Annotated in this window: 25 protein-coding genes and 1 riboswitch; of the genes, 13 read left to right on the top strand and 12 right to left on the bottom strand. The window is 74.5% G+C overall.

The features are described from left to right. Window positions 1-4: 4 nt before the first annotated feature. The 5 genes from ACFWTC_RS13605 to ACFWTC_RS13585 all read right to left on the bottom strand — a co-directional run bounded on the left by ACFWTC_RS13605 (window position 5) and on the right by ACFWTC_RS13585 (window position 6,687). On the bottom strand, window positions 5-1,192 hold the full coding sequence (locus ACFWTC_RS13605) for a lipid-transfer protein (protein WP_383925047.1): 1,188 nt from the start codon (window positions 1,190-1,192) through the stop codon (window positions 5-7). 53 nt (window positions 1,193-1,245) lie between these two features. Beyond that, on the bottom strand, window positions 1,246-3,378 hold the full coding sequence (locus ACFWTC_RS13600; RefSeq protein WP_384027870.1) for an acyl-CoA dehydrogenase: 2,133 nt from the start codon (window positions 3,376-3,378) through the stop codon (window positions 1,246-1,248). A 105-nt stretch (window positions 3,379-3,483) separates the two neighbouring features. Continuing rightward, entirely contained in the window at window positions 3,484-5,490 is a 2,007-nt protein-coding gene (locus ACFWTC_RS13595; RefSeq protein WP_384027871.1) for a serine/threonine-protein kinase, read from the bottom strand. A 128-nt stretch (window positions 5,491-5,618) separates the two neighbouring features. Further along, window positions 5,619-5,879 (bottom strand): DUF397 domain-containing protein, encoded by a 261-nt coding sequence (locus tag ACFWTC_RS13590; protein WP_384027872.1) that lies wholly within the window; start codon window positions 5,877-5,879, stop codon window positions 5,619-5,621. Next, on the bottom strand, window positions 5,839-6,687 hold the full coding sequence (locus tag ACFWTC_RS13585) for a Scr1 family TA system antitoxin-like transcriptional regulator (protein WP_383932204.1): 849 nt from the start codon (window positions 6,685-6,687) through the stop codon (window positions 5,839-5,841). The genes ACFWTC_RS13590 and ACFWTC_RS13585 overlap by 41 nt, the downstream gene beginning before the upstream one ends. Before the next feature lie 84 nt (window positions 6,688-6,771). On the opposite strand from ACFWTC_RS13585, the gene ACFWTC_RS13580 reads away from it, so the two are divergent. The 5 genes from ACFWTC_RS13580 to ACFWTC_RS13560 all read left to right on the top strand — a co-directional run bounded on the left by ACFWTC_RS13580 (window position 6,772) and on the right by ACFWTC_RS13560 (window position 11,164). Next, the gene (locus ACFWTC_RS13580) at window positions 6,772-7,257 is read left to right on the top strand and encodes an ATP-binding protein (RefSeq protein ID WP_383932206.1); all 486 of its coding nucleotides are present in this window, start codon (window positions 6,772-6,774) and stop codon (window positions 7,255-7,257) included. 41 nt (window positions 7,258-7,298) lie between these two features. Then, window positions 7,299-7,940 (top strand): class I SAM-dependent methyltransferase, encoded by a 642-nt coding sequence (locus tag ACFWTC_RS13575; protein ID WP_383932207.1) that lies wholly within the window; start codon window positions 7,299-7,301, stop codon window positions 7,938-7,940. 111 nt (window positions 7,941-8,051) lie between these two features. After that, the gene (locus ACFWTC_RS13570; protein WP_383932209.1) at window positions 8,052-9,047 is read left to right on the top strand and encodes an N-acetylmuramoyl-L-alanine amidase; all 996 of its coding nucleotides are present in this window, start codon (window positions 8,052-8,054) and stop codon (window positions 9,045-9,047) included. A 151-nt stretch (window positions 9,048-9,198) separates the two neighbouring features. Then, entirely contained in the window at window positions 9,199-10,029 is an 831-nt protein-coding gene (locus ACFWTC_RS13565; RefSeq protein WP_383932211.1) for a hypothetical protein, read from the top strand. A 124-nt stretch (window positions 10,030-10,153) separates the two neighbouring features. Further along, complete coding sequence (locus ACFWTC_RS13560) at window positions 10,154-11,164, top strand: LLM class F420-dependent oxidoreductase (RefSeq protein ID WP_383932213.1); 1,011 nt, start codon at window positions 10,154-10,156, stop codon at window positions 11,162-11,164. Between the two features lie 114 nt (window positions 11,165-11,278). Here the strand turns inward: ACFWTC_RS13560 and ACFWTC_RS13555 are convergent, their stop codons facing one another. Next, entirely contained in the window at window positions 11,279-11,701 is a 423-nt protein-coding gene (locus tag ACFWTC_RS13555) for a hypothetical protein (RefSeq protein WP_383932215.1), read from the bottom strand. A 130-nt stretch (window positions 11,702-11,831) separates the two neighbouring features. Between ACFWTC_RS13555 and ACFWTC_RS13550 the strand changes: the two genes are divergently transcribed. Beyond that, window positions 11,832-12,284 (top strand): adenylyltransferase/cytidyltransferase family protein, encoded by a 453-nt coding sequence (locus tag ACFWTC_RS13550; RefSeq protein WP_383932217.1) that lies wholly within the window; start codon window positions 11,832-11,834, stop codon window positions 12,282-12,284. Between the two features lie 124 nt (window positions 12,285-12,408). Here the strand turns inward: ACFWTC_RS13550 and ACFWTC_RS13545 are convergent, their stop codons facing one another. Next, entirely contained in the window at window positions 12,409-13,050 is a 642-nt protein-coding gene (locus tag ACFWTC_RS13545) for a hypothetical protein (RefSeq protein WP_384027873.1), read from the bottom strand. A 136-nt stretch (window positions 13,051-13,186) separates the two neighbouring features. Here ACFWTC_RS13545 and ACFWTC_RS13540 point away from each other — a divergent pair, with 136 nt between their 5' ends. Then, window positions 13,187-13,489 carry a hypothetical protein gene (locus tag ACFWTC_RS13540; protein WP_384027874.1) on the top strand — a complete coding sequence of 101 codons (303 nt, stop codon included), beginning with the start codon at window positions 13,187-13,189 and terminating at the stop codon, window positions 13,487-13,489. Window positions 13,490-13,556: 67 nt separating this feature from the next. On the opposite strand, the gene ACFWTC_RS13535 is transcribed toward ACFWTC_RS13540, so the two are convergent. The 3 genes from ACFWTC_RS13535 to ACFWTC_RS13525 form a co-directional block, all read right to left on the bottom strand. After that, window positions 13,557-14,645 (bottom strand): prenyltransferase/squalene oxidase repeat-containing protein, encoded by a 1,089-nt coding sequence (locus tag ACFWTC_RS13535; RefSeq protein WP_383915408.1) that lies wholly within the window; start codon window positions 14,643-14,645, stop codon window positions 13,557-13,559. Further along, window positions 14,642-15,376, bottom strand: a complete 735-nt coding sequence (locus ACFWTC_RS13530) for a class I SAM-dependent methyltransferase (RefSeq protein WP_267725400.1) — start codon at window positions 15,374-15,376, stop codon at window positions 14,642-14,644. The genes ACFWTC_RS13535 and ACFWTC_RS13530 overlap by 4 nt, the downstream gene beginning before the upstream one ends. Before the next feature lie 85 nt (window positions 15,377-15,461). Beyond that, on the bottom strand, window positions 15,462-16,778 hold the full coding sequence (locus ACFWTC_RS13525) for a glycosyltransferase family 4 protein (protein WP_384027875.1): 1,317 nt from the start codon (window positions 16,776-16,778) through the stop codon (window positions 15,462-15,464). A 239-nt stretch (window positions 16,779-17,017) separates the two neighbouring features. On the opposite strand from ACFWTC_RS13525, the gene ACFWTC_RS13520 reads away from it, so the two are divergent. Next, a complete protein-coding gene (locus ACFWTC_RS13520) occupies window positions 17,018-17,641 on the top strand; it encodes a TetR family transcriptional regulator (RefSeq protein ID WP_383915406.1) in 624 nt (207 codons plus the stop codon). Window positions 17,642-17,835: 194 nt separating this feature from the next. Here the strand turns inward: ACFWTC_RS13520 and ACFWTC_RS13515 are convergent, their stop codons facing one another. Further along, window positions 17,836-18,069 (bottom strand): ferredoxin, encoded by a 234-nt coding sequence (locus ACFWTC_RS13515; RefSeq protein WP_383915405.1) that lies wholly within the window; start codon window positions 18,067-18,069, stop codon window positions 17,836-17,838. Beyond that, window positions 18,069-19,547, bottom strand: a complete 1,479-nt coding sequence (locus ACFWTC_RS13510; protein ID WP_384027876.1) for an aldehyde dehydrogenase — start codon at window positions 19,545-19,547, stop codon at window positions 18,069-18,071. Before ACFWTC_RS13510 ends, ACFWTC_RS13515 begins: the two co-directional genes overlap by 1 nt. 208 nt (window positions 19,548-19,755) lie before the next feature. Between ACFWTC_RS13510 and ACFWTC_RS13505 the strand changes: the two genes are divergently transcribed. The 5 genes from ACFWTC_RS13505 to ACFWTC_RS13485 all read left to right on the top strand — a co-directional run bounded on the left by ACFWTC_RS13505 (window position 19,756) and on the right by ACFWTC_RS13485 (window position 26,749). Then, a complete protein-coding gene (locus ACFWTC_RS13505) occupies window positions 19,756-20,886 on the top strand; it encodes an MBL fold metallo-hydrolase (protein ID WP_384027877.1) in 1,131 nt (376 codons plus the stop codon). A gap of 113 nt (window positions 20,887-20,999) precedes the next feature. Then, window positions 21,000-21,080: riboswitch (cobalamin riboswitch) on the top strand. A gap of 128 nt (window positions 21,081-21,208) precedes the next feature. Then, the gene (locus ACFWTC_RS13500) at window positions 21,209-22,459 is read left to right on the top strand and encodes a prenyltransferase/squalene oxidase repeat-containing protein (protein WP_384027878.1); all 1,251 of its coding nucleotides are present in this window, start codon (window positions 21,209-21,211) and stop codon (window positions 22,457-22,459) included. After that, window positions 22,459-23,241, top strand: a complete 783-nt coding sequence (locus tag ACFWTC_RS13495; RefSeq protein ID WP_384074191.1) for an SCO2322 family protein — start codon at window positions 22,459-22,461, stop codon at window positions 23,239-23,241. The genes ACFWTC_RS13500 and ACFWTC_RS13495 overlap by 1 nt, the downstream gene beginning before the upstream one ends. Before the next feature lie 497 nt (window positions 23,242-23,738). Beyond that, the gene (locus tag ACFWTC_RS13490; protein ID WP_383915419.1) at window positions 23,739-24,821 is read left to right on the top strand and encodes an energy-coupling factor transporter transmembrane component T; all 1,083 of its coding nucleotides are present in this window, start codon (window positions 23,739-23,741) and stop codon (window positions 24,819-24,821) included. Next, window positions 24,818-26,749 carry an ABC transporter ATP-binding protein gene (locus ACFWTC_RS13485; protein ID WP_384027879.1) on the top strand — a complete coding sequence of 644 codons (1,932 nt, stop codon included), beginning with the start codon at window positions 24,818-24,820 and terminating at the stop codon, window positions 26,747-26,749. The genes ACFWTC_RS13490 and ACFWTC_RS13485 overlap by 4 nt, the downstream gene beginning before the upstream one ends. The last annotated feature ends 23 nt before the right edge of the window (window positions 26,750-26,772 follow it).

Here is a 26,772-nt window from a genome sequence, read left to right as displayed (position 1 = left end):
GAGGCTAACGGCGCAGGAGCGTGACCACCGCCGCACCCCCCAGCCCGATGTTGTGGGCGAGGCCCACCCCCGCCCCCGGTACCTGCCGCGCCCCCGCCTCGCCCCGCAGCTGCCACACCAGCTCCGCCGCCTGCGCGAGCCCGGTCGCCCCCAGCGGGTGCCCCTTCGAGATGAGCCCGCCGGACGGGTTGACGACCCACCGCCCGCCGTACGTCGTCGCCCCGCTCTCCACCAGCTCCCCCGCGGCGCCGTCCCCGCACATGCCCAGCGCCTCGTACGTCAGCAGCTCGTTGATCGAGAAGCAGTCGTGCAGCTCCACCACGTCCACGTCCTCGATGCCGAGCCCCGACGCCTCGTACACCTGCCGCGCCGCCGCGGCCGTCATCGGCTTGCCGACCACGTCGATGCACGAACCCGACGCGAACGACGCCTCCGTGTCCGTCGTCATCGACTGCGCCACGATCTCGACCGCCTTGTCGTGCAGCCCGTGCCGCACCACGAACCGCTCCGAGACCACCAGCGCCGCCGCCGCGCCGTCCGAGGTCGGCGAGCACTGGAGCTTGGTCAGCGGGTCGTGGATCGGCTTGGCCGCCAGGATGTCCTCCACCGAGTACACGTCCTGGAACTGCGCGTTCGGGTTGTTCGCCGAGTGCCGGTGGTTCTTGGCGCCCACCGCCGCCAGCTGCGCGGCCGTGGTCCCGTACCGCTCCATGTGCTCGCGCGCCGCGTTCCCGAAGATCTGGGCCGTGGGCGGGGACATCTCGAAGCCGTGCCCGGCGGCCATGATCCCGTAGTGCCGGGCCACGGGCGAGGTCTTGAAGTCCCCGCCGTCCGCGCCACCGCCCAGCGCGCCCCGCTTCATCTTCTCGAAGCCGAGCGCCAGCACGCAGTCGCTGATGCCGCCCTCGACGAACTGCCGCGCCATCATCAGCGCCGTCGAACCGGTCGCGCAGTTGTTGTTGACGTTGTAGACCGGGACCCCGCTCAGCCCCAGTTCGTACGCCGCCCGCTGGCCTGCCGTGGAGGCCTGGAAGCAGTAGCCCACCGGCACCTGTTCCACCAGCCCGTAGTCCACGCCCGCGTCCGCGAGCGCCGCCGACCCGGCCTCCTTCGCCATGTCCCAGTACTGCCAGTCCCTCGACTCCGGCTTCTCGAACTTCGTCATGCCGACGCCCACGATGTACGACTTCATGTCCCTGCTGTCCCTTCGGTCACTGTGAGTCCGGTCAGTCCCCGTGCGTCCGGTCAGTCCCTGGGGAGGCCGAGGATCCGCTCGGCGACGACGTTCAGCTGGACCTGCGTGGTGCCCCCGGCGATGGTCAGGCAGCGGGACATGAGCATCCCGTGCACCGCCCGCTCCCCCGCCCCCTCCCGCACCGCGCCCGCGGGCCCCAGCAGTTCGAGCGCGAGCTCGGCGGTCCGCTGCTGGTGCGGGGTCTGGACGAGCTTGCGTACGGACGCGCCCGCGCCCGGCTCCAGCCCCGAGACCTGCTGGAGGGTGGTACGCATCCCGATGCAGGCCAGCGCGTGCGCCTCGGCGGCCAGCGCCCCGATCCGGGCCCGGTACGCGCCGTCGAGCGCATCGGAGCGGGCGATCAGCGCCTCCAGGCCGGTGTCGAAGGTCATCTGGTCGGCCATGTGGACCCGCTCGTTGCCCAGGGTGTTGCGGGCGACCTTCCATCCCCCGTCGGCCGCCCCGACGAGCGCGTCGGCGGGCAGTGACACGTCGTCGAAGTACACCTCGTTGAAGAGCGCCTCGCCGGTGAGCTCCTTGAGCGGCCGGACGTCGATGCCGGGGGTGTTCTTCATGTCGACGATGAAGTAGCCGAGGCCCTTGTGCTTGGGCGCGGCCGGGTCGGTCCGGGCGAGGAGGATGCCGAAGTCGGCGCTGTGCGCGGAACTCGTCCACACCTTCTGTCCGTTGACCCTCCAGCCGCCGTCCCCGGTGCGCTCCGCCCTGGTCCTCAGCGAGGCCAGGTCGGAGCCGGCTTCCGGCTCGGAGAACAGCTGGCACCAGGTGGTGTCCCCGCGCAGCGTCGCCGGCAGGTGCGTCCCGATCTGCTCCGGGGTGCCGTAGGCGAGCAGCGAGGGCACGACCCAGGTGGCGATCCCCAGGTCGGCGACCTTGACCCCGGCCGCCCGCAGCTCCTGCTGGACGACGAGCTGCTCGACGGGTCCGGCGCCCAGCCCGTACGGGGGCGGCAGGTACGGCGCCGCGTAGCCGGTCGGGGCCAGCACCCGCCGGGCGGCCGCCGGGTCGAGACCGCGCGCGTCCTCGACGGCGGCCCGGGCCCGCGCCCGGTGCGCCTCGGCCTCCGGCGGGAGCTCCAGGCGCAGCTCGCGCCGGGCGCCGGCCGCCGCGAGCCGGGCGGCCCGTACGCGGTGCCCGTCGCCGGGGCCGAGGAGCTGGCGGGCGACGAGCGCCCGGCGCAGGTAGATGTGGGCGTCGTGCTCCCAGGTGAAGCCGATGCCGCCGAGGATCTGGATGCAGTCCTTGGCGCAGGAGTACGCGGCGTCGAGCGCGGTTCCGGCGGCGAGGGCGGCGGTCAGCGACCGTACGTCGGCGCTCTCGTCCACCGCCCGCGCGGCGTCCCAGGCGAGCGCCCGGGCCTGCTCCAGACGGACCAGCATGTCGGCGCACAGGTGCTTGACCCCCTGGAACCGCCCGATAGGCCGGCCGAACTGCTCGCGCACCTGGGCGTGTTCGGCGGCGGCGTGCACCGCCCAGGCGGCGGTCCCGCAGGCGTCGGCGGCGAACAGTGCGCAGGCGAGGTCCCGGACCACTGCCGCGTCCAGCTCCAGGAGCCGCCCGGCCGGCACGGTGACCCCGCGCGCCCGCACCTCGGCGGTGGGCCGGGTGGGGTCGGCGGCCTCGTGCGTACGGACGTCCAGCGCGGCGGCGTCCACCGCGAACCAGCGGGTGCCGTGCGCGGCCTCGGCCGCGAGCAGGACGAGATCGGCCTCGCCGGCGCCGAGCACCGGGGGCGCGTCCCCGTCCAGCAGGTGGCCGCCGCCCTCGACGGCGACGGCGGTCAGACTTCCGGGGCCCAGCGCCACCGCGCCGACCCGGCCGGCGAGCGGCTCGGCCCCGGCCCGGTCCAGCAGTACGGAGGCCAGCGCGCTCGGCAGGTACGCCCCCGGCAGCGCCCCTCGCGCGGCCTCCTCCACCACGACGGCGAGGTCGAGCAGGGTGCCGCCCTCCAGGTGCGGCTCCAGCAGCCCCGACTCGGCCAGCGCGTCCCAGTAGGCGGGCCGCACCCCGGTCCGCCGCGGGCTGTCGAGCAACTTGCGCACCTCTTCGGGCGGCACGACCCGCGCGACCCAGCCGCGCACGGCCTCGGCCAACTCCCGCTGTTCCTGCGTGATTCCGATGCCCATGCGCGGCAGAGTAGAACACGTTCCAATCTGACGGAAGGTCAGAACTGAAACGCGTTCTTGCTTCGGGCCGCCGTATGCAGGGGCGTGCACGGCCGCCGCTTGGGGTCAGGAGCGTTCGTAGTAGTACCCCTCGGCGTGCGCGGGGCCCACGTTGTGCTGGAGCCCTACCGGCTCGCTCCTGCTGAAGAAGGACGCGTCCAGGACCCCGCAGAACTGGCTGGTGGACTTGCTCTTGTCCACCGCTGCGGCGCCGATGTTGATCCGGGACCCGCCGGAGGCCACCGACGTCACCTTTGCGGTGTTCTCGCAGTGGCCCATGGCGGTGTCGCTGATCAGCCGCACGGCCCCGGAGGACGCGATGGTCACCGTCACCGGCTGATTGATGTTGATCTGGTCCTTGTAGGTCCAGGAGCCGACGAAGTACGCGGGGACCGCGTTGCCGCCGGAGGAGCCCCCGCTCGGTGAGCCGCCGCCGCTCGGCGAACCGGAGCCGCCCGGAGTCGCGCCCGAGCCGCCGCCGGGGGTGGCGCCGCCGCCCGCGCCTCCGGCGGCGGGGCCCGAGCCGGTGCCCTTGGTCGCGCCGGTACCCGTACCGCCCGCTCCACCCGGGGTGTCGGCGCCGCCGCCGGGCGTCCCCGCGCCCGCCGCGGCGGCGCCGCCCGGGGTCGAAGCGCCGCCGACCTGACCGCCGACCTGACCGTCCGGCGCCGGGGCGGTGGGGTTCTGGGGGCCGGTCTCGCCCGGGGTCGGTGAACCTGCCGCCCCGGAGGGGGAGCCGCCGGGGGTGCCGGGCATCGCGGGAGCGCTCGCGGCCGGGGGCGAGGCCTGCGCTCCGGTGCCGCCGCCGAACGGCTGGATCAGGGCCACCGTGCCGCCGCCGACCGCGAACACCAGGACGGCCGGAACGGCGACGGTCAAGCGCCGCCTGCGCCCGGACCGCCCGCCCCCGGCGGTGGCACCCCCGACCGGCGGGCCGAGCTCCGGACCGGCCGAGGGGCCGGGCACGGGACCCGGCACCGGACCCGGCACGGATCCGGCCACCGGATCGGCGACCGGGGCGATGACCGCCCCGGCCACCGCCCCGCCGGACGCCCCCTCCGGCCGCAGATCGACCGTCGCCCGGTCGGTGCCACCGGCCGGGGGCCGCGCCTCCCGCTCGGGCGTCGCCTCCACGTCGAGCAGCCGCGCCGCCTGCTGCGCGAGGCGCGCCACCACCTTCGGGGGCAGCCACGCCCCGGCGAGCACCGCCGGACGGACCCGTTCGGGATCCTCCAGCAGCTCCTCCACGCCGGGCCGTTCGTCGACGCGCTTGGCCAGACACCGGGCGACGAACGCGCGCAGCGCCTCGTCCTCGATCCGCTCCAGCGCCGGCTCGCCCTCCACGATCTGGAACATCACCGCGTGCTGGTTGCTCGCGCCGTGCCCGAAGGGCAGTGCGCCCGTGGCCGCGTACATCAGGACGCAGCCGAGGGTGAACACGTCGCTCTTCGCCCCGGCGCGCTGCCCGCGCACCTGCTCGGGCGACATGAACCCGGGCGAGCCGACGACCAGGCCGGTGCTGGTGAGCAGCGACTCGACGGACGTCTCCAGGGCGCGCGAGATGCCGAAGTCGATGACGCGGGTGCCCTCGACGGTCAGCATCACGTTCGACGGCTTGAGGTCGCGGTGCACGATCCCGGCCGAGTGGATGTCCTTGAGCGCGTGGAGCAGTCCGTCGGCGAGGGCGTGTACGGAGCCCACGGGCAGGGGCCCGTACCGGCGCACGATCTGCTCCAGCGAGAGCCCCGGGACGTAGCCCGTGGCCACCCAGGGCCGGTCGGCGTCGGGGTCCGCGTCGAGGACGGGTGCGGTGTACCGCTCGCCGACGCGCCGGGCGGCGTCGATCTCGTGGCGGAAGCGGGCCCGGAACTGCGCGTTCGACACGTGCTCCTCGTGCACCACCTTCACCGCGACCGTGCGCCCGCCCTCGGACCGGGCCAGGAACACCCGCCCCATGCCGCCGGCGCCGAGCCGCCCCAGCAGCACGTACGGGCCGATCCGGCTCGGATCCCCGGCCGCGAGCGGCTTTATGCCGCCGTCGACGTTGTCGTCGTCATTCAGTGCACTGCTCATGCTGCCCGCCCCCGGTGGTCCCCTGTGGTCGTCCGAACCGGCCGCCCGGCCGGTCGAACCCGCCACAGACTAGGGCCAGTTGGATGCGGGATGAAGGCAAGGGCGACCGGACGGGACGACGGCCGCAGTCAGAGGCTCCGCACGAACTCCGAGAAGGCGGCCGGGGCCACGGTGAAGGCGGGCCCGCCGGGATTCTTGGAGTCCCGCACGGCGATCCGGCAGGGCTGCGCGGCGACCTCGACGCACTCACCGCCGGTTGTACCGCTGTACGAGGACTTACGCCAGACGGCGCCGCCGAGCGGGGCGCACTCGACGCACTCACCGCCGGTGTCACCGCTGTACGAGGACTTACGCCACCGCACGCCCGTCAGGTTCTGGATGGTGTCCATAGCGCTCCTCCAATACGCGGGCGATCAGCGCCGCCGAATCCTCCAAGGACAGCGCGGCGGCCTGCAGGTGATCGTAACGGAGCGAACCTTCCCTGAGAGCTACCGGATTGGCCGTCATGTGGCCCTGGACAAAGTCCTCCGTGTAGACGAGATCGGGGTCGTCGTCGAACCGCAAGACGGTGAACGATCCCATCAGCCCGGCATGCGATCCCGCCTCGAACGGCAGGATCTGCACCTTCACCCACTCCCGCCTCCGCAGCGCCAACAGGTGAGCGAGTTGGTTCCGCATGACCGCCCGGCCGCCGACCTCCTGGTGCAGTACGGCCTCGCTCAGCACGACCCACATCAGTGGCGGGTTCTCGCGGTCCAGGATGCGCTGCCGTTCCATTCGGGCGGCCACCCGCGCGTCGAGCCGCTCCTCGTTCCGTACGCCCAGCACGGCCCGCGCGTACTCCGGTGTCTGCAACAGCCCGTACACCAGCTGCGCCTGGAACGTGGAGATGTAGGCGGCCTTCGCCTCCATCTCGGCGTACGCCTGGAACCAGGTCGGCAGCTGGCTGCGCAGCACCAGGCCCGCCAGCCGCGAGAAGACCCCGCCGGTGCCCAGGGCGGCGTCGACCCGTTCCGAGAAGTCGCGGGTCGGGACCTTCCGCGCGGTCTCCACCTGGCCGACCAGCGAGGCCGTGCAGAACACGATCTCGCCCAACTGTCCCTGCTTCAGGCCGGCGTCCTCCCTGAGGCGGCGCAGTTCCGAGCCGTAGTAGTCCAGCGGCGAGGCGCTGGGGTCCAGATCACGGATGTTGACCATGAGGCGGTCACCCCCAAGTTCACGCGGTGTGGCGTTCGTTTCAAGCCGTAGCCGAGCGTAACCATCCCGCTCCACCCTGGTGCCATGAATCACGCAACTGACCTGCTCCCCGCGGGCATCGGCGACAGCTACCGCATGGGCTTCACCGTCGGTGAGCACTCGGCCCGGCCGATACGGCGGATCCTGCGGGCGTTCCTGCACCACTGGGGTCTGGCCGGGCTGGCCGGGGACGCGGAGCTGGCGCTGACCGAGCTGGTCGCGAACGTCGTGCGGCACGTGCCGGGGCGGGTCTGCCGGGTGGTGATCCTGCGGCAGCCGGACGGGCTGCGGGTCGAGGTGTCGGACGCCTGCCCGGACCCCGTCCGCCCCGCTCCCGCGCACAAGGGACCGGGGGAACCCGCCGAGGGGGGCCGGGGCCTGCTCCTCGTCGAGGCGCTGACCGACCGCTGGGGCTGCCTGCCGCTGCCCGTCGGCAAGACGGTCTGGTTCGAGTGCGACGCCCCGCGCACCGCGGACCCCGGCCCGCCCGGCCCCCGCCATGGACCGCTACCGGGCGGTAGGGCAACATGAGCGCCCAGGCCCGACCACCCCTCACCCCCGCCGGAGACGACATGGCCACCCCTCAGCCGGAGACCCTCGCCGCCTTCGAGGCCGCCAAGGGGTTCATGCCCGTACGGGAGGGCCTCGCCCTGTACGAGGCGGCCGTCGCCGCCGCCGCGCTCGGGCTCCCGCTGCTGGAGGTCGGCACGTACTGCGGCCGCTCCACGATCCTGCTCGCCGACGCCGCCCGCGAGGCCGGGGTGGCCGCGATCACCGTGGACCACCACCGCGGCAGCGAGGAGCAGCAGCCCGGCTGGGAGTACCACGACCCGACCGTCGTGGACCCGGAGGTCGGCCTGATGGACACGCTGCCCACCTTCCGCCGCACCCTGCACGCGGCCGGCCTGGAGGACCACGTCATCGCCGTCGTCGGCCGCTCCCCGCGGGTCGCCGCGGCCTGGGCCGGTCCGCTCGGCCTGGTCTTCATCGACGGTGGCCACACCGACGAGCACGCCACCGGCGACTACGAGGGCTGGGCCCCGCACGTCGCCGTGGGCGGGACGCTCGTCATCCACGACGTGTTCCCGGACCCGGCCGACGGCGGGCAGGCCCCGTACCGGATCCACCAGCGCGCCCTGGCCTCCGGGGCCTTCGAGGAGACGTCCGTCACGGACTCGCTGCGCGTGCTGCGCCGGACCGGTCCCGGCCTGTAGGGCGCGTACCGACCCGGCACATAAGCACACCGTCCCGGCATATAACCGCACCGCGCCCCCGGATGGCCCAGGGTCCGTACGGGGGCGGGAGCGCAGGTCTAGCATCGCCGCGTGCGCTACGACGACAGTTCCCCCTCCCCCGAGTCCGGCTCTGCGGTCAGCCCGGACCGTCCCTGGTACGCCCGCCGCTCCACGCTCGTCGTCGCGGCCGCCGCGGTCGCGCCGGCCTGCCTGGCGGGCTGGCTGCTGACCCAGGTGCTGGTCTCCGACGGAGCCGGGGAGCGGCCCCCCGGGGCGTCCGCGGCGTCCGGCCCGGACGCGAAGCCCGGCGCCGCCCCGGCGACGGGCAGCCCCTCGGCTTCGGTCTCCACATCGGCATCCGCCTCCGCCTCACCCTCCCCGGCGGCCTCCGCGGCGCCCGCCCCGGCCAAGGGACCGCTGACCGGCCGGACGGTCGTCATCGACCCCGGCCACAACACCGGCAACTTCAAGCACAGCAGGGAAATCAACAAGCAGGTGGACATCGGCACCAACCGCAAGGAGTGCGACACCACCGGCACCACCACGAACTCCGGCTACATGGAAGCCGAGTTCACCCTCGATGTCTCGCTCCGCCTCAAGGCCGTCCTGGAGGCTCAGGGCGTCAAGGTGGTCCTCACCCATCAGGCCGACCGGCCCTGGGGGCCGTGCATCGACGAGCGCGCCCGCATCGGCAACGAGGCGGCCGCCGACGCCGTCGTCTCGGTCCACGCGGACGGGGTCTCGGCCGGCAGCCGCGGCTTCCACGTCATCCTCCCGGCCACCGTCAAGGCGGGCGGCGCCGACACCGCGAAGATCGTCGGACCCTCCCGCGAACTCGGCGAGCGGATCGCCGGGAACTTCGCCCGGACCACCGGTTCAGCCCCCGCCAACTACCTGGGCAGCGGGACCGGACTGGTCGTCCGCAACGATCTGGGCGGACTGAACCTGTCAACCCGCCCCAAGGTGTTCATCGAATGCGGCAACATGCGTGACGCCAAGGACGCGGCGCAGTTGACGAGTCCGGAGTGGCGGCAGAAGGCGGCCCAGGGCATCGCGAACGGCATCGTCGGCTTCCTCGGCGGGTAGTCCCCACGGGCGGTCCCGCCGGGACCGCTCGCCGCCCCGATCCCCTCGGACCCCGGTGACCTCCGTACCATGGTGCCGCCCGCCCCGCTCCAGGCACGCTCTGCGACCGCGGCACCACGACACGACCGAGACCGAGAAGGACACCTAAGACGTGAACATCCGCTCCCTCACTCGAGGCGACGGCGTGGTGATCGGAGCAGCGGTGCTGCTGTTCATCGCCTCGTTCCTCGATTTCTACTCCGCCACCGGTACCGACCTCCCGAGCGCCTGGGACACCGACGTCTACCGGCTGGTCCTCCCCAGCGTCTTCCTGATCGGCTTCATCGCGGCCGGCCTGCTCGTCGCCGCCCGCTTCCAGCCGGAGACGCGCAAGGTGCTGGGCCTTCCGCTCGGCGCCTGGGGCACCGTGCTCGCGGTGTCGGCGGCCTGGTCCGCGCTGTGGGCGCTGATCACCTGCCCGAGCGGGATCGACCTGGGCGCGGGCGCCGTCATCGCCTTCCTGGCGACCCTGCTCCTCGCCGGCGTGGCCCTGTTCGGCTCCAAGGTCCCGGCGCTCGCCGGCGGCCTGGTGCCGGAGCCGAGGCCGGCCGCGATCCCGCCGTACGGCGGCCAGCCCCAGCCGGGCGCCGGCTACGGCTACCCGGGCGGGCAGCAGCAGCCGTACGGCAACACCCCGCAGCCGGTCCCGCCCTACGGCGGCACCCACGAGCCCACCCCGGCCCCGGCCCCCGGCCCGGGTCCGCAGGACGCGTCCCGCGGGGGCCAGCCGGCTCCGGCCGCGGACTTCACCCCGTTCTGGTTCGCGGTCCCGGTGGCCCGGCCCCTCTTCGGCGAGGACGGCTCCCCCGCCCCCATCGCCGAGCTCGCGCCGGGCACCTGGTACCTGGCCGTCGACCAGCGCGGCCCGGCCACGCTGATCGCGCAGACCCAGGACGGCCGCCGCGGCGTCCTCAACGACACGTCGAACATCCAGCGCGGCTGAGCCCCCGCGCCCCCGCGCCTCGGACCGTCGGCAACGGCCCCCCGCCCCCTTCCGGGCGGGGGGCCGTTGCCCTACAGTCACCTGACGCATCGTCAGGAACGGCATCGCGCGGAGGGGACCGTACATGCGCCTGGGACTCGCACTCGGCTACTGGGGCCGCGGCCCCCACCCGGACCACCTCGACCTCGCCACCGAGGCGGAGCGCCTGGGCTACGACTCCGTGTGGACCGCCGAGGCCTGGGGCTCGGACGCCTTCACCCCGCTGACCTGGATCGCCGCGCACACCTCGCGGATCCGCCTCGGCACGGCCATCGCGCAGATGGCCGCCCGCTCCCCCACCGCCACCGCCATGCACGCGCTCACCCTGGACCACCTCTCCGGCGGCCGGATGATGCTGGGACTGGGCCTGTCGGGACCGCAGGTCGTCGAGGGCTGGTACGGGCGCCCGTTCCCCGCGAGCCCGTTGACCGCGACCCGCGAGTACGTCGACGTCATCCGCCAGGTCCTGCGGCGCGAGGGCCCGGTCGCCCTCGACGGCCGCTTCCACCAGCACCCGTACCGCGGGGAGGACGGCACCGGCATCGGCAAACCGCTCAAGCCCATCACGCACCCGCTCCGCGCCGACCTGCCGCTCCTCCTGGGCGCGGAGGGCCCGAAGAACATCGCCCAGACCACCCGCATCGCGGACGGCTGGCTCCCCCTCTACTGGTCGCCGACCCGCACCGACGTCTACCAGGCCTCCCTCGCCGACCTCCCCGACGGGTTCATGATCGCGCCGATGACCCGCGCCGAGGTCTGCGACGACGTCGCCGAGGGCCTGCTCCCCGTCAAGGCCATGCTCGGCTTCTACATCGGCGGCATGGGCCACGCGGCCCGCAACTTCCACGCCGACCTGATGGCGCGCATGGGGTACGGGGACGAGGCCCGCCACATCCAGGAGCTGTTCCTCGCCGGCCGCAAGGAGGAGGCGGTCCTCGCGGTCCCGGACGCCTTCGCCGACGAGATCTCCCTGATCGGCCCCCGCGACCGGATTGCCGAACGTCTGGAACTGTGGCGCAAGGGCCCCGTCACCGACCTGCTCCTGACGGCCCCGGACCCGCACACCCTGCGCGTCCTGGCGGAACTCAACAGCTAGCCCCGGCCCCGGAGGAGCACCCCGCGGCGGTTCGGAATCCGGTGGATCCCCCGCCGGCCCGAACCGGTCGCACGCCGCCCCGGGCACGGCGCCCCGACTGCACCGAAGCCGGCTCTAGTTCCGGTTCTCGGTGCCGGCCTCGGCGTCGGGGTCATTCCCCGGCCGCGGGACCACCTCCAGGAGCTCCCGCAGATCCAGTGCCATGACGGCGATCTCGATGGTCCCGCCGTCCCCGTACGCGCAGGTCACGATCCGCGAGCCGGGGTTGATGGACATCGCCTCCTTCACGGAGGGCGCCCGGACCGCCGCGGCCCGGCCGTCCGGCAGCGGGACGGGCTCACCCCGTACGGGGGCCCAGCGGGCCTCGCCCTCTTCGGCGTACACCCGGCCCGGGCGCCAGCGGCCCGCGCCGGCCGGCTGCCGGGCCATGCAGGGGATCCCGGGCACCGGTCCGGCGGCCACCCGGCGCAGGTGCTTGCGCCGCAGCAGCCAGCCGGCCCCGGCCGCTGCGAGCAGGGCCACCACGATTTCGATCACGCCCCATTGAAACAGGCCCGACCGCTCCCGCCACCCCTGGCCGACCCCCGCGCGAGCACCAGGCCAGGGCTGCTCTAGCATCAGGCAGCCCCGCGTACCCGAGGGGTATCGCACCGCGCTGGAGAACCCCTTGCCCCGCATCATCGGCTACGCATCCGGTGTCTTCGACCTGTTCCACGTCGGACACCTCAACCTGCTCAGACAGGCCCGGGCCCACTGCGACCATCTGGTCGCCGGGGTGCTCGTCGACGAGGTCGCGGCCCACAAGGGGCACGCCCCCGTCATCCCGCTCCACGAGCGGCTCGAAATCGTCCGCTCGGTGGAGTTCGTCGACGAAGCCGTGGCCGACAACACGCTGGAGAAGATGGAGGCCTGGCACGACGTCGGCTTCCACCGCCTGTTCAAGGGCGAAGACTGGAAGGGCACCGCGCGCGGCGCCCGATGGGAGCGCGATTTCGCCGCCGTGGGCGTCGAAGTGGTCTACCTGCCGTACACCACGCACGTCTCCAGCACGAAGCTCCGGCAGATGCTCCAGGTCCTCGTCGACACGAGCGGCCGGCGCGAGGCCGTGTCCCCGCTCTGACCGGCCACCCGCTTCGGGGCGGCGCACCCGGGCGGCGGACCGGGCGGCTGCGAAAGCGCGGCCGCCCGTCGCCCGGTCGCGGGGGCCCGCCGGGCATCTTCCCGCCGGGCACCCGCTGCGCCGGCTACCCGCCGAGCTGGGACACGCTCGGGACCTTGTCGGTCACCGTGGCCCCCGCGCTCTTGCCGGCTTCCTTGACGCCGTTGATGACGTCCTGGAAGGCGCCGACGTCGGCGTCGCCCGCCTGGCCCTTGCGGAGCTTGGTGCCGAGCCCCTTGAGGGACTCGATGCCCGCCGTCAGCGGGACCAGGGCCTTCGAGAGCAACGGGTCGCCCTTGGCGTTGGCGGCGGCGGCCTTCAGCCGGTTGTAAGCGAAGGCACCGGCGAGACCCGCCTTGACCAGCGCGAACGTACGTCCCTTCGCTCCCTTCTTGAACTTGCCCGCCTGGTACGGCTTGATGATCCACTGGTACGTCGCCCCGGCCGCGAGCCCGGCGTTGGCGACGAACCGCGTCTTGGCGAACTTCTGCTTCTCGGCGCTCGTACTGGGCGACGGCGTCACGGCGGCGGCCTCGTCGGCCTCGTTCGCGGCCGGCACCGCGGCCGCGAGGGCCGCCAGCTCGGCCGCCGAGGCCATGGAGATGCTCTCGCCCTGGGCCCTGCTCTCACCGCCGCCGCCGCACGCGGTGGCACCGGCCAACAGCGACGTGGACAGGACCACGGCGGCGAGGGATCGACGGAATCGGACGGTTGTGGGTACGGCCACGATTGCCTCCGGGGACTGAGGTGTCTTCCGCAGCCTCGCCCGGGATGTCCTGATCCGCCCTCCAGGAGGGCCCGTTCGGGTGCACGTTCGTCTTTACGGCACGTTTACGACACGCCCGGGCGGCAATACGGGGTGCATGACATCACACACGCGGACGCGTACCCGGGGAAGCAGTCAGGCAGGCCGTGCCGTCGCGCTGGTGGCGGACGTGCTCGCCCTCGTGATCGGCCTCTGGATCCTCCTGTACCTGCTGGAGGCGAACCAGGCGAACGGCCTCGTCGACTTCATCCACGACGCCGCCAGCTGGCTGGCCGGCTGGTCCTACGACCTCTTCACCTTCAGTCGCGAATGGGTCCAGGTCGTCGTCGGCTACGGCGTCGCTGCCGTGGCCTACCTCCTCATAGGCCACGCCGTCGCCGGCTGGCTCTACCGCCGCTGACGCCGCTGACGCCGCTGCTCCGGCTGACGCCGGTCCGGCGGCACCGGCGTCAGCCGGAGCAGCGGCGTCAGCCGCAGCAGTCGGGCTCCAGCCCGGCCGGGAGCGAGGCCCCGCCGAACACCTCGGTGGTGGCCTCGTCCCCGCCCAGCGCCGCGACCGCGAGCAGCAGGGACCCGGCGGTCCACGTCGTCTGCTCCACCGGCCAGACCGCCTCGTCCTGGAACACGTAGCCCGTCCAGTACATGCCGTTGTCGGCGCGCAGGTGCGTGATCGACCGCAGGACCTCCAGGGCCCGGTCGGACTCCCCCGTCGCCCACAGCGCGAGCGCCAGCTCGCAGGACTCCCCGCCCGTGACCCACGGGTTCGGCAGGACGCAGCGCACCCCCAGGCCGGGGACCACGAACTCGTCCCAGCGCTCCGCGAGGCGCTCCGACGCCTCGGCTCCGGTCAGGGCCCCGCCCAGGACCGGGTAGTACCAGTCCATCGAGTAGCGGTTCTTGTCGAGGAAGCGCTCCGGGTGGCGCCGGATGGCGTGGCGCAGGGCGCCCGCCGCGAGCTCCCAGTCGGGCTGCGGCTCCTCGCGGTGCTCGGCGATGGCCAGGGCGCAGCGCAGCGCCTGGTGGATGGAGGAGGAGCCGGTCAGCAGGGCTTCGGTGACGGGCGTGCCGTCGGCCTCCCGCTTCCAGCCGATCTCGCCGCCGGGCTGCTGGAGGGTCAGTACGCACTCCACGGCCGCGTAGACGGCCGGCCACATGCGGTCCAGGAAGGCGTCGTCGCCGGTGGACAGGTAGTGGTGCCAGACGCCGACGGCTATGTACGCGGTGAAGTTGGTCTCCCGGCTCGGGTCCTGCGGCGCGGCGGTGTCCACCCCGTCGGGCCGGTCGGCGTAGGCCGCGTACCAGGAGCCGTCCCGGTTCTGGTGGCGGACCAGCCAGGCGTACGCCCGCTCGGCCGCCTCGTGCTCGCCGGCCGCGTCCAGGGCCATGGCGGCCTCGGTGTGGTCCCACGGATCGAGGTGGTGGCCGCGGAACCACGGGATGGCCCCGTCGGACCGCTGCGCGGCGAGGATGCCGGCGACGGTCAGCGCGGCCTGTTCGGCGGTCAGTACGCCGTCCAGGACGAGGTGTTCCGGCTCGGTGCGCCCGGGTGAGGTCACTGGGCGGCGCCGACGGGGAGGTGCGGCTTGGTCGCGTACGCCACGAAGGACTTGCCGATGACCGGGTTGAGGGCCTGCTCGGCGAGGCGGGTGGCGAGGGGCTTCTTCATGATGTCCCAGACCAGGAGCTTGTGGTACGCCTTGACGGGCAGGGCCTGGTCGTTGTCGACGCCGAAGGCGCACTTGAGCCACCAGTACGGGGAGTGCAGCCCGTGGGCGTGGTGCGTGCCGTACGGCTTGAGGCCGGCGGCCTCCATCTTGCCGAGCAGCTCGTCGGCCTTGTAGATGCGGATGTGGCCGCCCTCTACCTCGTGGTAGGCGTCGGAGAGCGTCCAGCAGATCTTCTCGGGGCCGTAGCGCGGGACGGTGATGGCGATGCGGCCGCCGGGCTTGAGGACCCGGACCATCTCGGCGAGGACGCCCTTGTCGTCGGGGATGTGCTCCATGACCTCGGAGATGATGACGACGTCGAAGGAGTCGTCGGGGAAGGGCAGCGCGAGCGCGTCGCCCTCCATGGCGGTGGCGGTGGCGCCGGCCGGGGCCTCGCCGGCCTCCTTCATGGCGGCGAACCACTTGGCGACCTCGCGGATCTCCTCGCCGTTGCGGTCGACGGCGACCACCTGGGCGCCTCTCCGGTAGCACTCGAAGGCGTGCCGGCCTGCGCCGCAGCCCAGGTCGAGTACGCGGTCGCCTGCGGCGAGCGGGAACCGGGAGAAATCGACGGTCAGCACGGGGTCCTGCCTTCGCGGTCGCGGGGGTGGAGGGGGTGGGGGTGGGGGTGGGGCGTGGATCGGGGGGATCGGCCGGGGCGGAAGGTCACCGGGTACCGGGGGTGCGGGCGGCGGCCGCCGCGATGGCGGCGCGGTAGTGCGCGGCGGTGCCCTCGGCGGCCTTGGCCCAGGTGAAGCGGGTCAGGACCCGTTCGCGCCCGGCGGCGCCGAGGCGGGCGCGCAGCTCGGGGTCGCCGAGCATCCGGCCCAGCGCGGCGGCCAGGGCGCCCGCGTCGCCGGGGGGCACGGCCAGGCAGGTCTCGCCGTCGGTGCCGGCGACCTCGGGGATCGCGCCGCCGGTGGTGGCGACGAGCGGGGTGCCGGTGGCCATGGCCTCGGCGGCCGGCAGCGAGAAGCCCTCGTACAGGGAGGGGACGCAGGCGATCTGGGCGCTGCGGACGAGGTCGACGAGTTCGGCGTCGGTGATGCCCTTGACGAAGCGCACGGCGGCCTGGAGCCCGTACGTCTCGATGGCGCGGGCGACCGGCCCCTTCTCGGCGCGCTTGCCGACGACGACGAGGTGGGCGGCCGGCTGCTCGGTGCGCAGCTTGGCGAGCGCCTCGACGAGGTGGACGAGGCCCTTGAGGGGGACGTCGGCGCTGGAGGTGGTGACGATGCGGCCGGGGACCTCGGCGACGGACTCGTCGGGCGACCAGAGGTCGGTGTCGGCGCCGATGTGGACGACGTGGATGCGCTCGTCCCGGACGCCGAGGTGCTGGGCGATCTCCTGCTTGGAGGAGCCCGAGACGGTCAGCACGGAGGGCAGCCTGCGGGCGACGCGGCCCTGCATGCGGGTGAAGCCGTACCAGCGGCGCACGGAGGCGCGCTTGCGGCGGTCCTTGGCGGCGTCGAGGTCCAGCTGCCGGTCGACGGTGATGGGGTGGTGGATGGTGGTGACCAGCGGCGCGCCGAGGTCGCCCAACAGGCCGTAGCCGAGGGTCTGGTTGTCGTGGACGACGTCGAACTCGCCGGCGCGGGCGGCGAGGTGGCGCCGGGCCCGGAGCGAGAACGTGAGCGGCTCGGGGAAGCCGCCGGTCCACATGGTGGCGACCTCGACGGCGTCGATCCAGTCCCGGTACTCGTCGCGCTTGGGGGTCCGGAACGGGTCGGGGTGCCGGTAGAGGTCCAGGCTCGGCAGCTCGGTGAGCGTGGCGCCCGTGTCGAGGACCGGGTAGGGCTGCGCGCCTATGACCTCGACGGAGTGTCCGAGGCGCACGAGCTCGCGCGAGAGGTGGCGGACGTAGACGCCCTGCCCGCCGCAGAACGGGTTCCCCTTATAGGTGAGCAGTGCGATGCGCATCGGGCGGTCGCCGTCAGTGGCGGAGCCCGCGAAAGGGCTTGTCATCATGGCCTCAGCGGTCACTCTCGGCCCCCATCTCCCTGCACTTTCGCCGGAGCGTAACCGCTCGGATAATGTAGAACAAGTTTCAGACTTGATCCGTCGGAGACCATTGAATCTACCGGCCGGAAACTACACCGTAAGAGGCGGAGCAGGTGATTCGCGCCACGACTCCGGCGCCTGGCATGCTGACCCCGGATCAGCCCGGAACCTGCCCCCCATCCACCCCCGCACACGACACGGAACGCCATGGAACGGGACACATGACAGCGGAAGCGAAGGCCGTCACCACGCCGGCGTCCCCTCCCCTGACGGAGCGCCAGGAGGCGCGCCGCCGCCGGATCCTGCACGCCAGCGCCCAGCTGGCCAGCCGGGGCGGTTTCGACGCCGTGCAGATGCGCGAGGTCGCGGAGTCGTCCAGCGTCGCGCTGGGCACGCTGTACCGGTACTTCCCGTCCAAGGTGCACCTGCTCGTCGCCACCATGCAGGACCAGCTCCAGCACATGCACGCCACGCTGCGCAAGCGGCCGCCGGCGGGCGACGACCCGGCGGCCCGGGTCGCGGAGACCCTGATGCGGGCCTTCCGCGCCCTCCAGCGGGAACCGCACCTGGCCGACGCGATGGTGCGGGCGCTGACGTTCGCGGACCGCAGCGTGAGTCCCGAGGTGGACACGGTGTCCCGGCTGACGACGGCGATCATCCTGGACGCGATGGGCCTGGAGGCCCCGCCGACGGCCGAACAGCTCTCGGCGGTCCGCGTCATCGAGCACACCTGGCACTCGGCGCTGATCACGTGGCTGTCGGGCCGCGCCTCGATAGCCCAGGTCAAGATCGACATCGAGACGGTCTGCCGGCTGATCGACCTGACGTCCCCGGAAAAGGCCTGATCCCGCCGGTGCAAGGCCCCCGCCGTCGCCTTTGATGATGTGGTGGCCGTCAGGACGACGGGCTCCGAACCGCGGCCCCTACCCATTTACTCGCACGCATGAGGTCCCCGCCTCCGTCGACGTCGCCGGAGGCGGGTCCGCCGGTGATCGTCGCAGGAGTGTGCCACAGCCCCCGGACCGGGCCTGACCGGGGGCTACTCCTCCGGGGGGAAGACCGGTTCGCCCGTGGCGGCCAGGGTGATCAGGATGGCTTCGACCGGGCAGCCCTCCGCCGCCGTGAGGACCGGCTCGTTCGCGTCCGTCTGCGCCGTGCGCGGGTGCGCCTGGCGCGCGGTGTCGAGGGCGAAGCCCTCCGGGGCGTGGTTCACGCACATCCCCGAGCCGATGCAGACCCCGCGGTCCACCTCGACCTGCCAGCGGTCGCCCATCAGGCCCCCGCCTCGGCAGCACCCGCCGCATAGCCCGCGGGCAGGTGGATCATCTTGTGCTCCAGGTACTCGCCGAGCCCCTCCGGGCCGAACTCCCGCCCCAGACCGCTGTTCTTGTAGCCGCCGAACGGCCCCAGCATGTCGAGGCTGAAGGTGTTCACGTTGAAGGTGCCCGTGCGGACCTGGCGGGCGAAGTCGATGCCGTGCTCGACGTCGCCCGTCCAGACGCTGCCGCTCAGGCCGAACTCGGAGTCGTTGGCGATGCGCAGGGCCTCCGCCTCGTCCCCGTACGGGATCAGGCAGACGACCGGCCCGAAGATCTCCTCCTGCGCGATCCGCATGGAGTTGTCGACGTCGCCGAAGAGGGTGGGCTCCACGTACCAGCCCCGCTCCTGGTCCGCCGGGCGGCCGCCACCGGTGAGGATCTTCGCGCCCTCCTCCTGGCCGATGCGGATGTAGCCCAGGGAGCGCTGCTGCTGCCGCCGGGCCACCAGCGGGCCGAGCTGGGTGGCGGGGTCGAGGGGGTCGCCGACGACGAGCGCGCCCGCCGCGGCCGCGAGGGCCTCGGCCACCTCCCCGTACCGGCTGCGCGGCGCGAGGACGCGGGTCTGGGCCACGCAGGCCTGGCCGTTGTTCATCCAGGCCGCGGGCACGATCCCGGCGACTGCGGCCGCCACGTCGGCGTCCGGCAGGACGACGGCGGCGGACTTGCCGCCGAGTTCGAGGGTGACGCGGGTGAGGTTGCGGGCGGCGACCTCCATCACGCGCCGCCCGGCGGCGACCGAACCGGTGAAGGCGACCTTGTCGACGCCGGGGTGCCCGACCAGGTACTCGCTGACCTCGCGGTCGGCGGGCAGGATCGACAGGACGCCCTCCGGCACCCCGGCCTCGCGCGCGATGTCGGCGAGGATGTAGGAGTCGAGGGGGGCTTCCGGGGAGGGCTTCAGGATGACGGAGCAGCCGCTCAGGAGCGCGGGGCCGAGCTTCGCGGCCGCCACGAACTGCGGCACGTTCCACGGGATGACGGCCGCGACGACCCCCACCGGCTCGCGGCGCACCAGGATCGGCCCGAGGGCGCCCTGGCGGTGCTCCTCGTACGGGTAGGCGCGCGCGACGGTGATCGCGGCGTCGTAGACCATCATCGGGCCGAGCGCCTGGGCCAGGACGCTCCAGGAGTACGGGGAGCCGTTCTGGGAGCTGATCGAGCGGGCGATCTCCTCGTGCCGGACGGCGATGGCGTCCTTGATCCGGGAGACGACCGCGATCCGCTCCTCCAGGCTCATCCGCGGCCAGGGCCCGGAGTCGAAGGCCCTGCGCGCCGCCGCGACCGCCCGGTCGACGTCCGCCTCCGAGGCGTGCGGGACGGAGCCGATGACCTGCTCGGTGTGGGGGGAGACGACCCGGATCGTCCCGGTGCCCAGCGGATCCGTCCACTCCCCGCCGATGAACAGCTGTCCGTGTTCCACGAGCTCCGTCATGGCTGATGCCTCCTGCGGCTTGGCGTTCCCGAACTGATACCAGTTCTAGTTCCAGGAGTCCACGGCCAGGGCAGAACGACGGAGAAGATCCAACGACTAGTCAGATGGGCCCGAAGATGGTCGACTTGGGCTACTACTGCAACAAGTTCTCGTTCGCCGTCGGGTGTACGGACAGGTGCACCGACAGGTTCACAGACAGGGGGCCCTCATGCCGGAGGACACGTCGCACACCACCCCGCAGGCACCGCCGCGGGTGAGGCCGCAGGCGGCCCCGCACCCGGCCCCGCCGACGCCCCCGCGGGTCACCGACCACGGCGGAGGCGTCTGGGCCGTCAAGGTCCCCATCCCCGACAACCCGCTCGGGCACACCCTCGTCCACGTCCTCGACACCGACCGCGGCCCGGTCCTCATCGACACCGGCTGGGACGACCCCGACTCCTGGGACGCCCTCGCCGGCGGCCTCGCCGCCCTCGGCACCTCCGTCTCCGACGTCCACGGCGTCGTCATCACCCACCACCACCCCGACCACCACGGCCTGTCCGGCCAGGTCCGGGAGGCCTCCGGGGCGTGGATCGCCATGCACGCCGCCGACACCGAGGTCGTCGTGCGCACCCGCGCCTCCGAGCCCGGCGTCTGGTTCGACTACATGAGCGAGAAGCTCGCCGCCGCCGGAGCCCCCGAGGAACACGTCGCCCCGCTCCGCGCCGCCCGGGCGAGCGGCCGCCTGCGGACCCTGCCCGGACTGCGGGCCGCCGTCCCCGACCGGGAGATCGTCCCCACCGAGCTGCTCCCCCTCGCCGGCCGCCGGCTGCGGGCCGTCTGGACCCCCGGCCACACCCCCGGCCACGTCTGCCTCCACCTGGAGGAGGAACACCCCGCCCGGCTCCCCGGCAACGGCCGCCTCTTCTCCGGGGACCACCTGCTGCCCGGGATCTCGCCCCACATCGGCCTGTACGAGGCCCCCGACGAACACGGCGTGACCCGCGTCACCGACCCCCTCGGCGACTACCTCGACTCCCTCGAACGCATCGGCCGGCTGCGCCCCGCCGAGGTGCTCCCGGCCCACCAGCACGCCTTCACCGACGCCCCCGCCCGGGTGCGGGAGCTGCTGGACCACCACGAGGAGCGGCTGACCGGGCTGTGGGAGCTGCTCGCCGAGCCGCTGACCCCGTGGGCGCTGGCGGAGCGGATGGAGTGGAACCGGCCCTGGGAGCAGATCCCGTACGGCTCCCGGAACATCGCCGTCTCGGAAGCGGAGGCGCACCTGCGGCGCCTGGTGAAGCAGGGCCGCGCGGAGGCGGTCCCGGGCAGCGACCCGGTGGCGTACCGGGCGCTGTGAGCCGTACGGGCACCCCCGCGGCCGCGGCCCGGTAAGGGGTGCGGCAGGCCGGCGCCCCGGGCACGGGAGCTACGGGCCGGTACAGTGGGCAGGTCGTCCACACTTCCGTACGGGGGGAAGCCGGTGCGATTCCGGCGCTGACCCGCAACCGTGACCCGCCCCGGCTCCCACCGGGGCGGGGAGCCGGAATGCCCCGTAGCGGAGGTGCGCGGCTCGTGCCGCCGGGTCCCCCGGCGGCCGGCACCGTCGAGGTATACGGAGCCGGAGCCCGGTGCCTGCGCGTGCCTGCCTCCCGCTCCCCGGCACGAGAGGCATCCGCCCCATGATCGTCCGCCGCAGCGCCGCCGCGCTCGCCGCCTCCGCCGTGCTCTGCGTGGGTGCCGCCCCCGCAGCCCTCGCCGACACCGCGCCGCCCGCCTCCCCGTCCGCGCCCCCGGTGATCCCCTCCGGCCTGTACGGCAAGAACGACCCGACGTACGACGGCGTGTGGCGGCAGTCCTTCGCGCTGCTCGCCCAGCACACCGTGGGCGTCAAGCCCGCCCCGCAGGCCGTCGACTGGCTGGTGGGCCAGAGTTGCGCGAACGGTGCCTTCGCCTCCTTCCGCGCCGACACGGCCGCGGCGTGCGACGACAAGACGATGTACGACACCAACGCCGCCGCCGCGGCCGTGCAGGCCCTGAAGGCCCTCGGCGGCCAGGACGCCGCGGTCGCGAGGACCGTGGGCTGGCTGAAGTCCGTGCAGAACGAGGACGGCGGCTGGGCGTACGTCCCGGGCTCCCCGAGCGAGGCCAACTCCACCGCCCTGGTGATCAGCGCGCTCGCGGTGGCCGGCGAGAAGCCGGCCGAGGTCCGGTCCAAGGCCGGGAAGTCGGCGTACGAGGGCCTGTTCCCCTTCCAGCTCGGTTGCGCCGCCGAACCGGCCGCCGACCGGGGCGCGTTCGCGTACCAGCCGGTCGACGGCAAGCTCCTCGCCAACCCCGACGCGACGGCCGCCGCGACGCTCGCCGGGCTCGGCAGGGGCGCGGCCGTGCCCCAGTCGACCACGGACACCCCGGCGGCCCCGCTGGTCTGCCCGGCGGCCTCCGCCGACCCGGCGGCCGCCGCTCAGGGCGCGGCCGGCTACCTCGCGGAAGCCCTCAAGAAGGACGGCCACCTCACGGCCCTGACCCCGGGCGCGGACCAGCCGGCCGCCGACACCGGCAACACCGTCGACGCGGTGATCGCCCTGGCCGCGGCCGGACACGAGCAGTCGGCGGCGGGCGCACTGGAGTGGCTCAAGGCCAACTCGGCCCCCTGGGCGAAGGACAGCCCGGCGGCCCTCGGCGCGCTCATCCTGGCCGCGCACGCCACGGGCGCGGACCCGAAGTCCTTCGGCGGAGCCGACCTCGTCGCCCAGCTGAACGCGACCGGCCCGGCCCCGCAGGGCGCGGACACCGGCGCCAAGAAGGTGGACAGCGGCAAGGACGGCGACTCGGGCAGCCAGAACGTCTGGTGGATCGTCGGCGCGGGCGCCGCCGCCGGCATGGGCATCGGCATCCTGCTGAGCGGCCGCCGGAAGAAGAACCAGCTCTGATGCGCCGCCGTCCGCCGCCGCACCCGACCGGCCCGGAGGGGCACGGCTCCCGGGGGCCCGGCCCGGACCGGGCTCCCGCCCGCCGTGGTCCGGCCGCCCGGGTCCTGGCCTTCACGCTGGCCCTCGGTACGGTCCTCTCCCTCCTGGCCGCCGGCCCGGCGCTGGCGGCGGGCTACCGCTACTGGTCCTTCTGGGACGGCGCGGGCGGCGCGGGCGGCGCGGGCGGCGCGGGCGGCCGGTGGACGTACGCCACCCAAGGCCCCTCGATGGCGCGCCCGGCGGACGGCTCCGTGCAGGGCTTCCGCTTCGCGGTGAGCAAGGACGCCGGGGACGAGGCGGCGCAGCCGCGGTCCCCGGCCGACTTCGCGGCGGTCTGCGGGAGCACCGACCCGGTGGCGGGCCGCAAGCGCGTGGCCCTGATCGTCGACTTCGGCGTCCCCGCGGACGCCCCGGCGGGCGAGGCCCCGCCCCAGGACGCGCCGCGCACGGCCTGCGCGCACGTGGCGCCGGACGCGACCACGGCCGAGGCACTGGCGGCGGTCGCCAAACCGCTGCGCTACAACGGGGCGGCGCTGCTCTGCGCGATCTCCGGCTACCCGAAGCAGGGCTGCGGGGAGCCGATGGAGGACGCCCCGGCGGCCACCGGCTCCCCCTCCGCGGCGCCCTCGTCCACGGCGTCCCGGGGCGGCGGCGGCCCCTCGGCGGGCCTGCTGGCCGGCATCGCCGCGGTGGCGGCCCTGGCGGCGGCCGGCATCTGGCAGTCCCGCCGCCGCAACCGATGACCCCGCCCGCCGCCCTCCCCGACCGGGCACCCGGCCCACGGGACAACACGGCGCACACGCCGAAGCCCGGCCACCCCGCCCCACCCGCCACGGCGCGGGCCGTGGCGGGGCAGCCCGGCGCGGCACGACCCGATGTGACGCAGCCCGGCGCCACGCAGCCCGACGCGGCGGAACGGGGCGCGGCACAGCCCGGCGCCGCGCGAGCTGCCGTCGGCCGGGCCCGCTCCGGACGGCCGGAGGGCGGCCCCACTTCCGGGTCGGAGCCGGGCGCGGCACACGCCGGTCCGGGCGGACCCGCCGGCCCGCCGGCCGGAGCCCCGGACCGTCCCCGCCCCCGCGCCCTGGCCGGCTCCGGCTCCGGCTCCGGCCCGCGCACCGGTCGGCCGGACGGCGGGCCCGCGCAGGGGGTTCCGTACGGCCGCCGCGGTGGCGCCCGGCAGCCGGCCGGCCCCGCGCCGGGGGCCCCGTACGAGCGCCGCAGGCCCTGGCAGCAGCCGCTGGCGACCCGCGGCAACGCCCTGCACGCGGGCGCGTGGTGGCTCTGGGCCCTCGGCCTGGCCACGGCCGCCTCCCGCACCACCAACCCGCTCGTCCTCGGCCTGATCGTGGGCGTGGCCGGCTACGTCGTCGCGGCCCGCCGCACCTCCGCGCCCTGGGCCCGCTCCTACGGGGCGTTCCTCAAGCTCGGCCTGTTCGTCATCGGCCTGCGCCTCCTCTTCTCCATGCTGCTCGGCTCCCCCATCCCCGGCTCGCACACCCTGTTCACGCTCCCCGAGGTCCCGCTGCCCGCATGGGCGCAGGGCATCCGGTTCGGCGGCAGGGTCACCGCCGAGCAACTGGTCTTCGCCTTCTACGACGGGGCCAAGCTCGCCACGCTCCTCGTCTGTGTGGGCGCCGCGAACGCGCTCGCCAACCCGGCCCGGCTGCTGAAGTCCCTCCCGGCCGCCCTGTACGAGGCCGGGGTCGCCGTCGTCGTCGCCATGACCTTCGCGCCGAACATGGTGGCCGACGTCGTCCGGCTGCGGACCGCCCGCCGGCTGCGCGGCCGTCCCACCGGCGGGGTCAAGGCCGTCCTCCAGATCGGCCTGCCGGTGCTGGAGGGCGCCCTGGAGCGCTCCGTCGCCACCGCCGCCTCGATGGACGCCCGCGGGTACGGCCGGACGGCCGACGTCCCGCCCGCCGTCCGGCACACCACCAACGTCCTGACCCTCGGCGGCCTGCTCGGCATGTGCGCGGGCACGTACGGGCTGCTGGCCGCGCAGGGGGCCGCGTACGGGCTCCCCGTGCTCGGCATCGGCCTGGTCCTGGCCCTCGCGGGCCTGCGGCTCGGCGGGCGCCGCTCGGTGCGGACCCGCTACCGCCCCGACCGGTGGGGCGCGCGCGCCTGGCTGGTCGCCGGGTCGGGAGCGGCCGTCGCCGCCCTCCTCGTCCGCGCGGGCACCCTCGACCCGGAGGGCCTGCACCCCGGTGTGGTCCCGCTGGTCGCGCCCACGCTGCCGATCTGGCCGGCTGCCGCGGTCCTGATCGGCCTGCTGCCCGCCTTCGTGGCACCCGTACCGCCCAAGGAGGCTTCGCAGTGATCCGCTTCGAGCAGGTGTCGGTCACCTACGAGGGCGCGGGTGCCCCCTCCCTCCGGGGGGTCGACCTGGTGGTCCCGGAGGGCGAGCTGACACTCCTCGTGGGGCCCTCGGGCGTCGGCAAGTCCACCCTGCTGGGGACGGTCTCCGGGCTCGTCCCGCACTTCACCGGCGGGAGGCTGAGCGGCCGCGTGACGGTCGCGGGCCGCGACACGCGCACGCACAAGCCGCGCGAACTGGCGGACGTGGTCGGCACGGTGGGCCAGGACCCCCTCGCGCACTTCGTGACGGACGTGGTGGAGGACGAGCTCGCGTACGGGATGGAGTCCCTGGGCCTGGCTCCCGCGGTGATGCGGCGCCGGGTGGAGGAGACCCTCGACCTCCTCGGCCTGAACGAGTTGCGCGACCGGCCCATCGCCACCCTCTCGGGCGGGCAGCAGCAGCGGGTGGCGATCGGCTCGGTGCTGACCCCGCACCCGAAGGTGCTGGTGCTGGACGAGCCGACGTCCGCGCTGGACCCGGCGGCCGCGGAGGAGGTCCTGGCCGTGCTCCAGCGGCTGGTGCACGACCTCGGCACCACCGTCCTGATGGCGGAGCACCGGCTGGAGCGGGTGGTGCAGTACGCCGACCGGGTGCTGCTCCTGCCCGCCACGGGGGCGGCCCCCGTCCTCGGCACCCCGGCCGAGGTCATGGCCGTCTCGCCCGTCCACCCGCCGGTGGTCTCCCTGGGCCGCCTGGCGGGGTGGTCCCCGCTCCCCCTGTCGGTCCGCGACGCCCGCCGCCGGGCCACCCCCCTCCGCACCCGCCTGACACACTCCCCGGCCGCGGCCCCGGCGGCCCCTCCAGCCCCGCCTGACCGCGCGCAATACCCAGCCCCCACCCGATCCAGCCCTCCCGGCGCACAACACCCGGCCCCTCCAGCCCCGCCGAACCCGCTTGACCACACGCAACACCCGGCCCCCACCCGATCCGACCCTGCCGGTGCACAACACCCGGCCCCTCCAGCCCCGCCGGCGTTTGAGGCGCGGGGGTCCGGGGGCGGAGCCCCCGACAGCGGAGCCCCGGGGCTGCTCGCGCGCCTGCTCCGGCGCACCGGCCCGCCCGCCGAAGCCCCCGCCACGGCGAACCCCACGGGACCCGCCGACGTCAGGAACCTCACCGTCCGGCGCGGCCGCACGGAGGTCCTGCACGGCATCGACCTCACCGTGGCCCCCGGCGAGGTCATCGCCCTCATGGGCCGCAACGGCGCCGGCAAGTCCACCCTCCTGTCCGCCCTCGTCGGCACCCTCGCCCCCGCGTCCGGTTCCGTGACCGTCGGCGGCCGCACCCCGCACCGCACCCCGCCGCCGGAGATGGTCCGGCGCGTGGGTCTCGTACCGCAGGAGCCCCGCGACCTCCTGTACGCCGACACCGTCGCGGGCGAGTGCGCCGCCGCGGACTCCGACGCCGGCGCGGCCCCCGGCACCTGCCGGGACCTGGTCACCGCCCTGCTCCCGGACGTCGCCGACGACACGCACCCCCGGGACCTGTCCGAGGGCCAGCGCCTGGCCCTCGCCCTGGCCCTGGTGCTGACCGCCCGCCCCGCGCTGCTCCTCCTCGACGAGCCCACCCGCGGTCTGGACTACGCCGCCAAGGCCCGCCTGATCGAGATCCTGCGGACCCTGGCGGTGCAGGGCCACGCCATCGTCCTGGCCACCCACGACGTGGAGCTCGCCGCCGAGCTGGTGCACCGGGTGGTCATCCTGGCCGGCGGCGAGATCGTCGCCGACGGGCCGACCGCCGAGGTCGTCGTGTCCTCCCCTGCCTTCGCCCCCCAGGTGGCCAAGATCCTGGCTCCGGGCCACTGGCTCACGGTGACCCAGGTGGCCCGGGCGCTCGCCGCCGGCGGCTCCCCCGCCCGCGACCCCCTCGACCCGGCGGAGGCCCCGTGAGCCGCCGCACCGCAAGCCGCACC

The sequence above is a fragment of the Streptomyces sp. NPDC058619 genome (genome assembly GCF_042717785.1).
GTDB lineage: Bacteria > Actinomycetota > Actinomycetes > Streptomycetales > Streptomycetaceae > Streptomyces.
The sequence above is the reverse complement of the archived record's forward strand: the minus strand, read 5'-3'. Positions and strand labels throughout refer to the sequence as shown.

What these genes read in the sequence shown, in the direction of transcription:
- ACFWTC_RS13605 (WP_383925047.1), bottom strand. Translation starts at nt 1,192, where the DNA reads ATGAAGTCGTACATCGTGGGCGTCGGCATGACGAAGTTCGAGAAGCCG.
- ACFWTC_RS13600 (WP_384027870.1), bottom strand. Translation starts at nt 3,378, where the DNA reads ATGGGCATCGGAATCACGCAGGAACAGCGGGAGTTGGCCGAGGCCGTG.
- ACFWTC_RS13595 (WP_384027871.1), bottom strand. Translation starts at nt 5,490, where the DNA reads ATGAGCAGTGCACTGAATGACGACGACAACGTCGACGGCGGCATAAAG.
- ACFWTC_RS13590 (WP_384027872.1), bottom strand. Translation starts at nt 5,879, where the DNA reads ATGGACACCATCCAGAACCTGACGGGCGTGCGGTGGCGTAAGTCCTCG.
- ACFWTC_RS13585 (WP_383932204.1), bottom strand. Translation starts at nt 6,687, where the DNA reads ATGGTCAACATCCGTGATCTGGACCCCAGCGCCTCGCCGCTGGACTAC.
- ACFWTC_RS13580 (WP_383932206.1), top strand. Translation starts at nt 6,772, where the DNA reads ATGAATCACGCAACTGACCTGCTCCCCGCGGGCATCGGCGACAGCTAC.
- ACFWTC_RS13575 (WP_383932207.1), top strand. Translation starts at nt 7,299, where the DNA reads ATGGCCACCCCTCAGCCGGAGACCCTCGCCGCCTTCGAGGCCGCCAAG.
- ACFWTC_RS13560 (WP_383932213.1), top strand. Translation starts at nt 10,154, where the DNA reads ATGCGCCTGGGACTCGCACTCGGCTACTGGGGCCGCGGCCCCCACCCG.
- ACFWTC_RS13540 (WP_384027874.1), top strand. Translation starts at nt 13,187, where the DNA reads ATGACATCACACACGCGGACGCGTACCCGGGGAAGCAGTCAGGCAGGC.
- ACFWTC_RS13520 (WP_383915406.1), top strand. Translation starts at nt 17,018, where the DNA reads ATGACAGCGGAAGCGAAGGCCGTCACCACGCCGGCGTCCCCTCCCCTG.
- ACFWTC_RS13515 (WP_383915405.1), bottom strand. Translation starts at nt 18,069, where the DNA reads ATGGGCGACCGCTGGCAGGTCGAGGTGGACCGCGGGGTCTGCATCGGC.
- ACFWTC_RS13510 (WP_384027876.1), bottom strand. Translation starts at nt 19,547, where the DNA reads ATGACGGAGCTCGTGGAACACGGACAGCTGTTCATCGGCGGGGAGTGG.
- ACFWTC_RS13505 (WP_384027877.1), top strand. Translation starts at nt 19,756, where the DNA reads ATGCCGGAGGACACGTCGCACACCACCCCGCAGGCACCGCCGCGGGTG.
- ACFWTC_RS13500 (WP_384027878.1), top strand. Translation starts at nt 21,209, where the DNA reads ATGATCGTCCGCCGCAGCGCCGCCGCGCTCGCCGCCTCCGCCGTGCTC.
- ACFWTC_RS13495 (WP_384074191.1), top strand. Translation starts at nt 22,459, where the DNA reads ATGCGCCGCCGTCCGCCGCCGCACCCGACCGGCCCGGAGGGGCACGGC.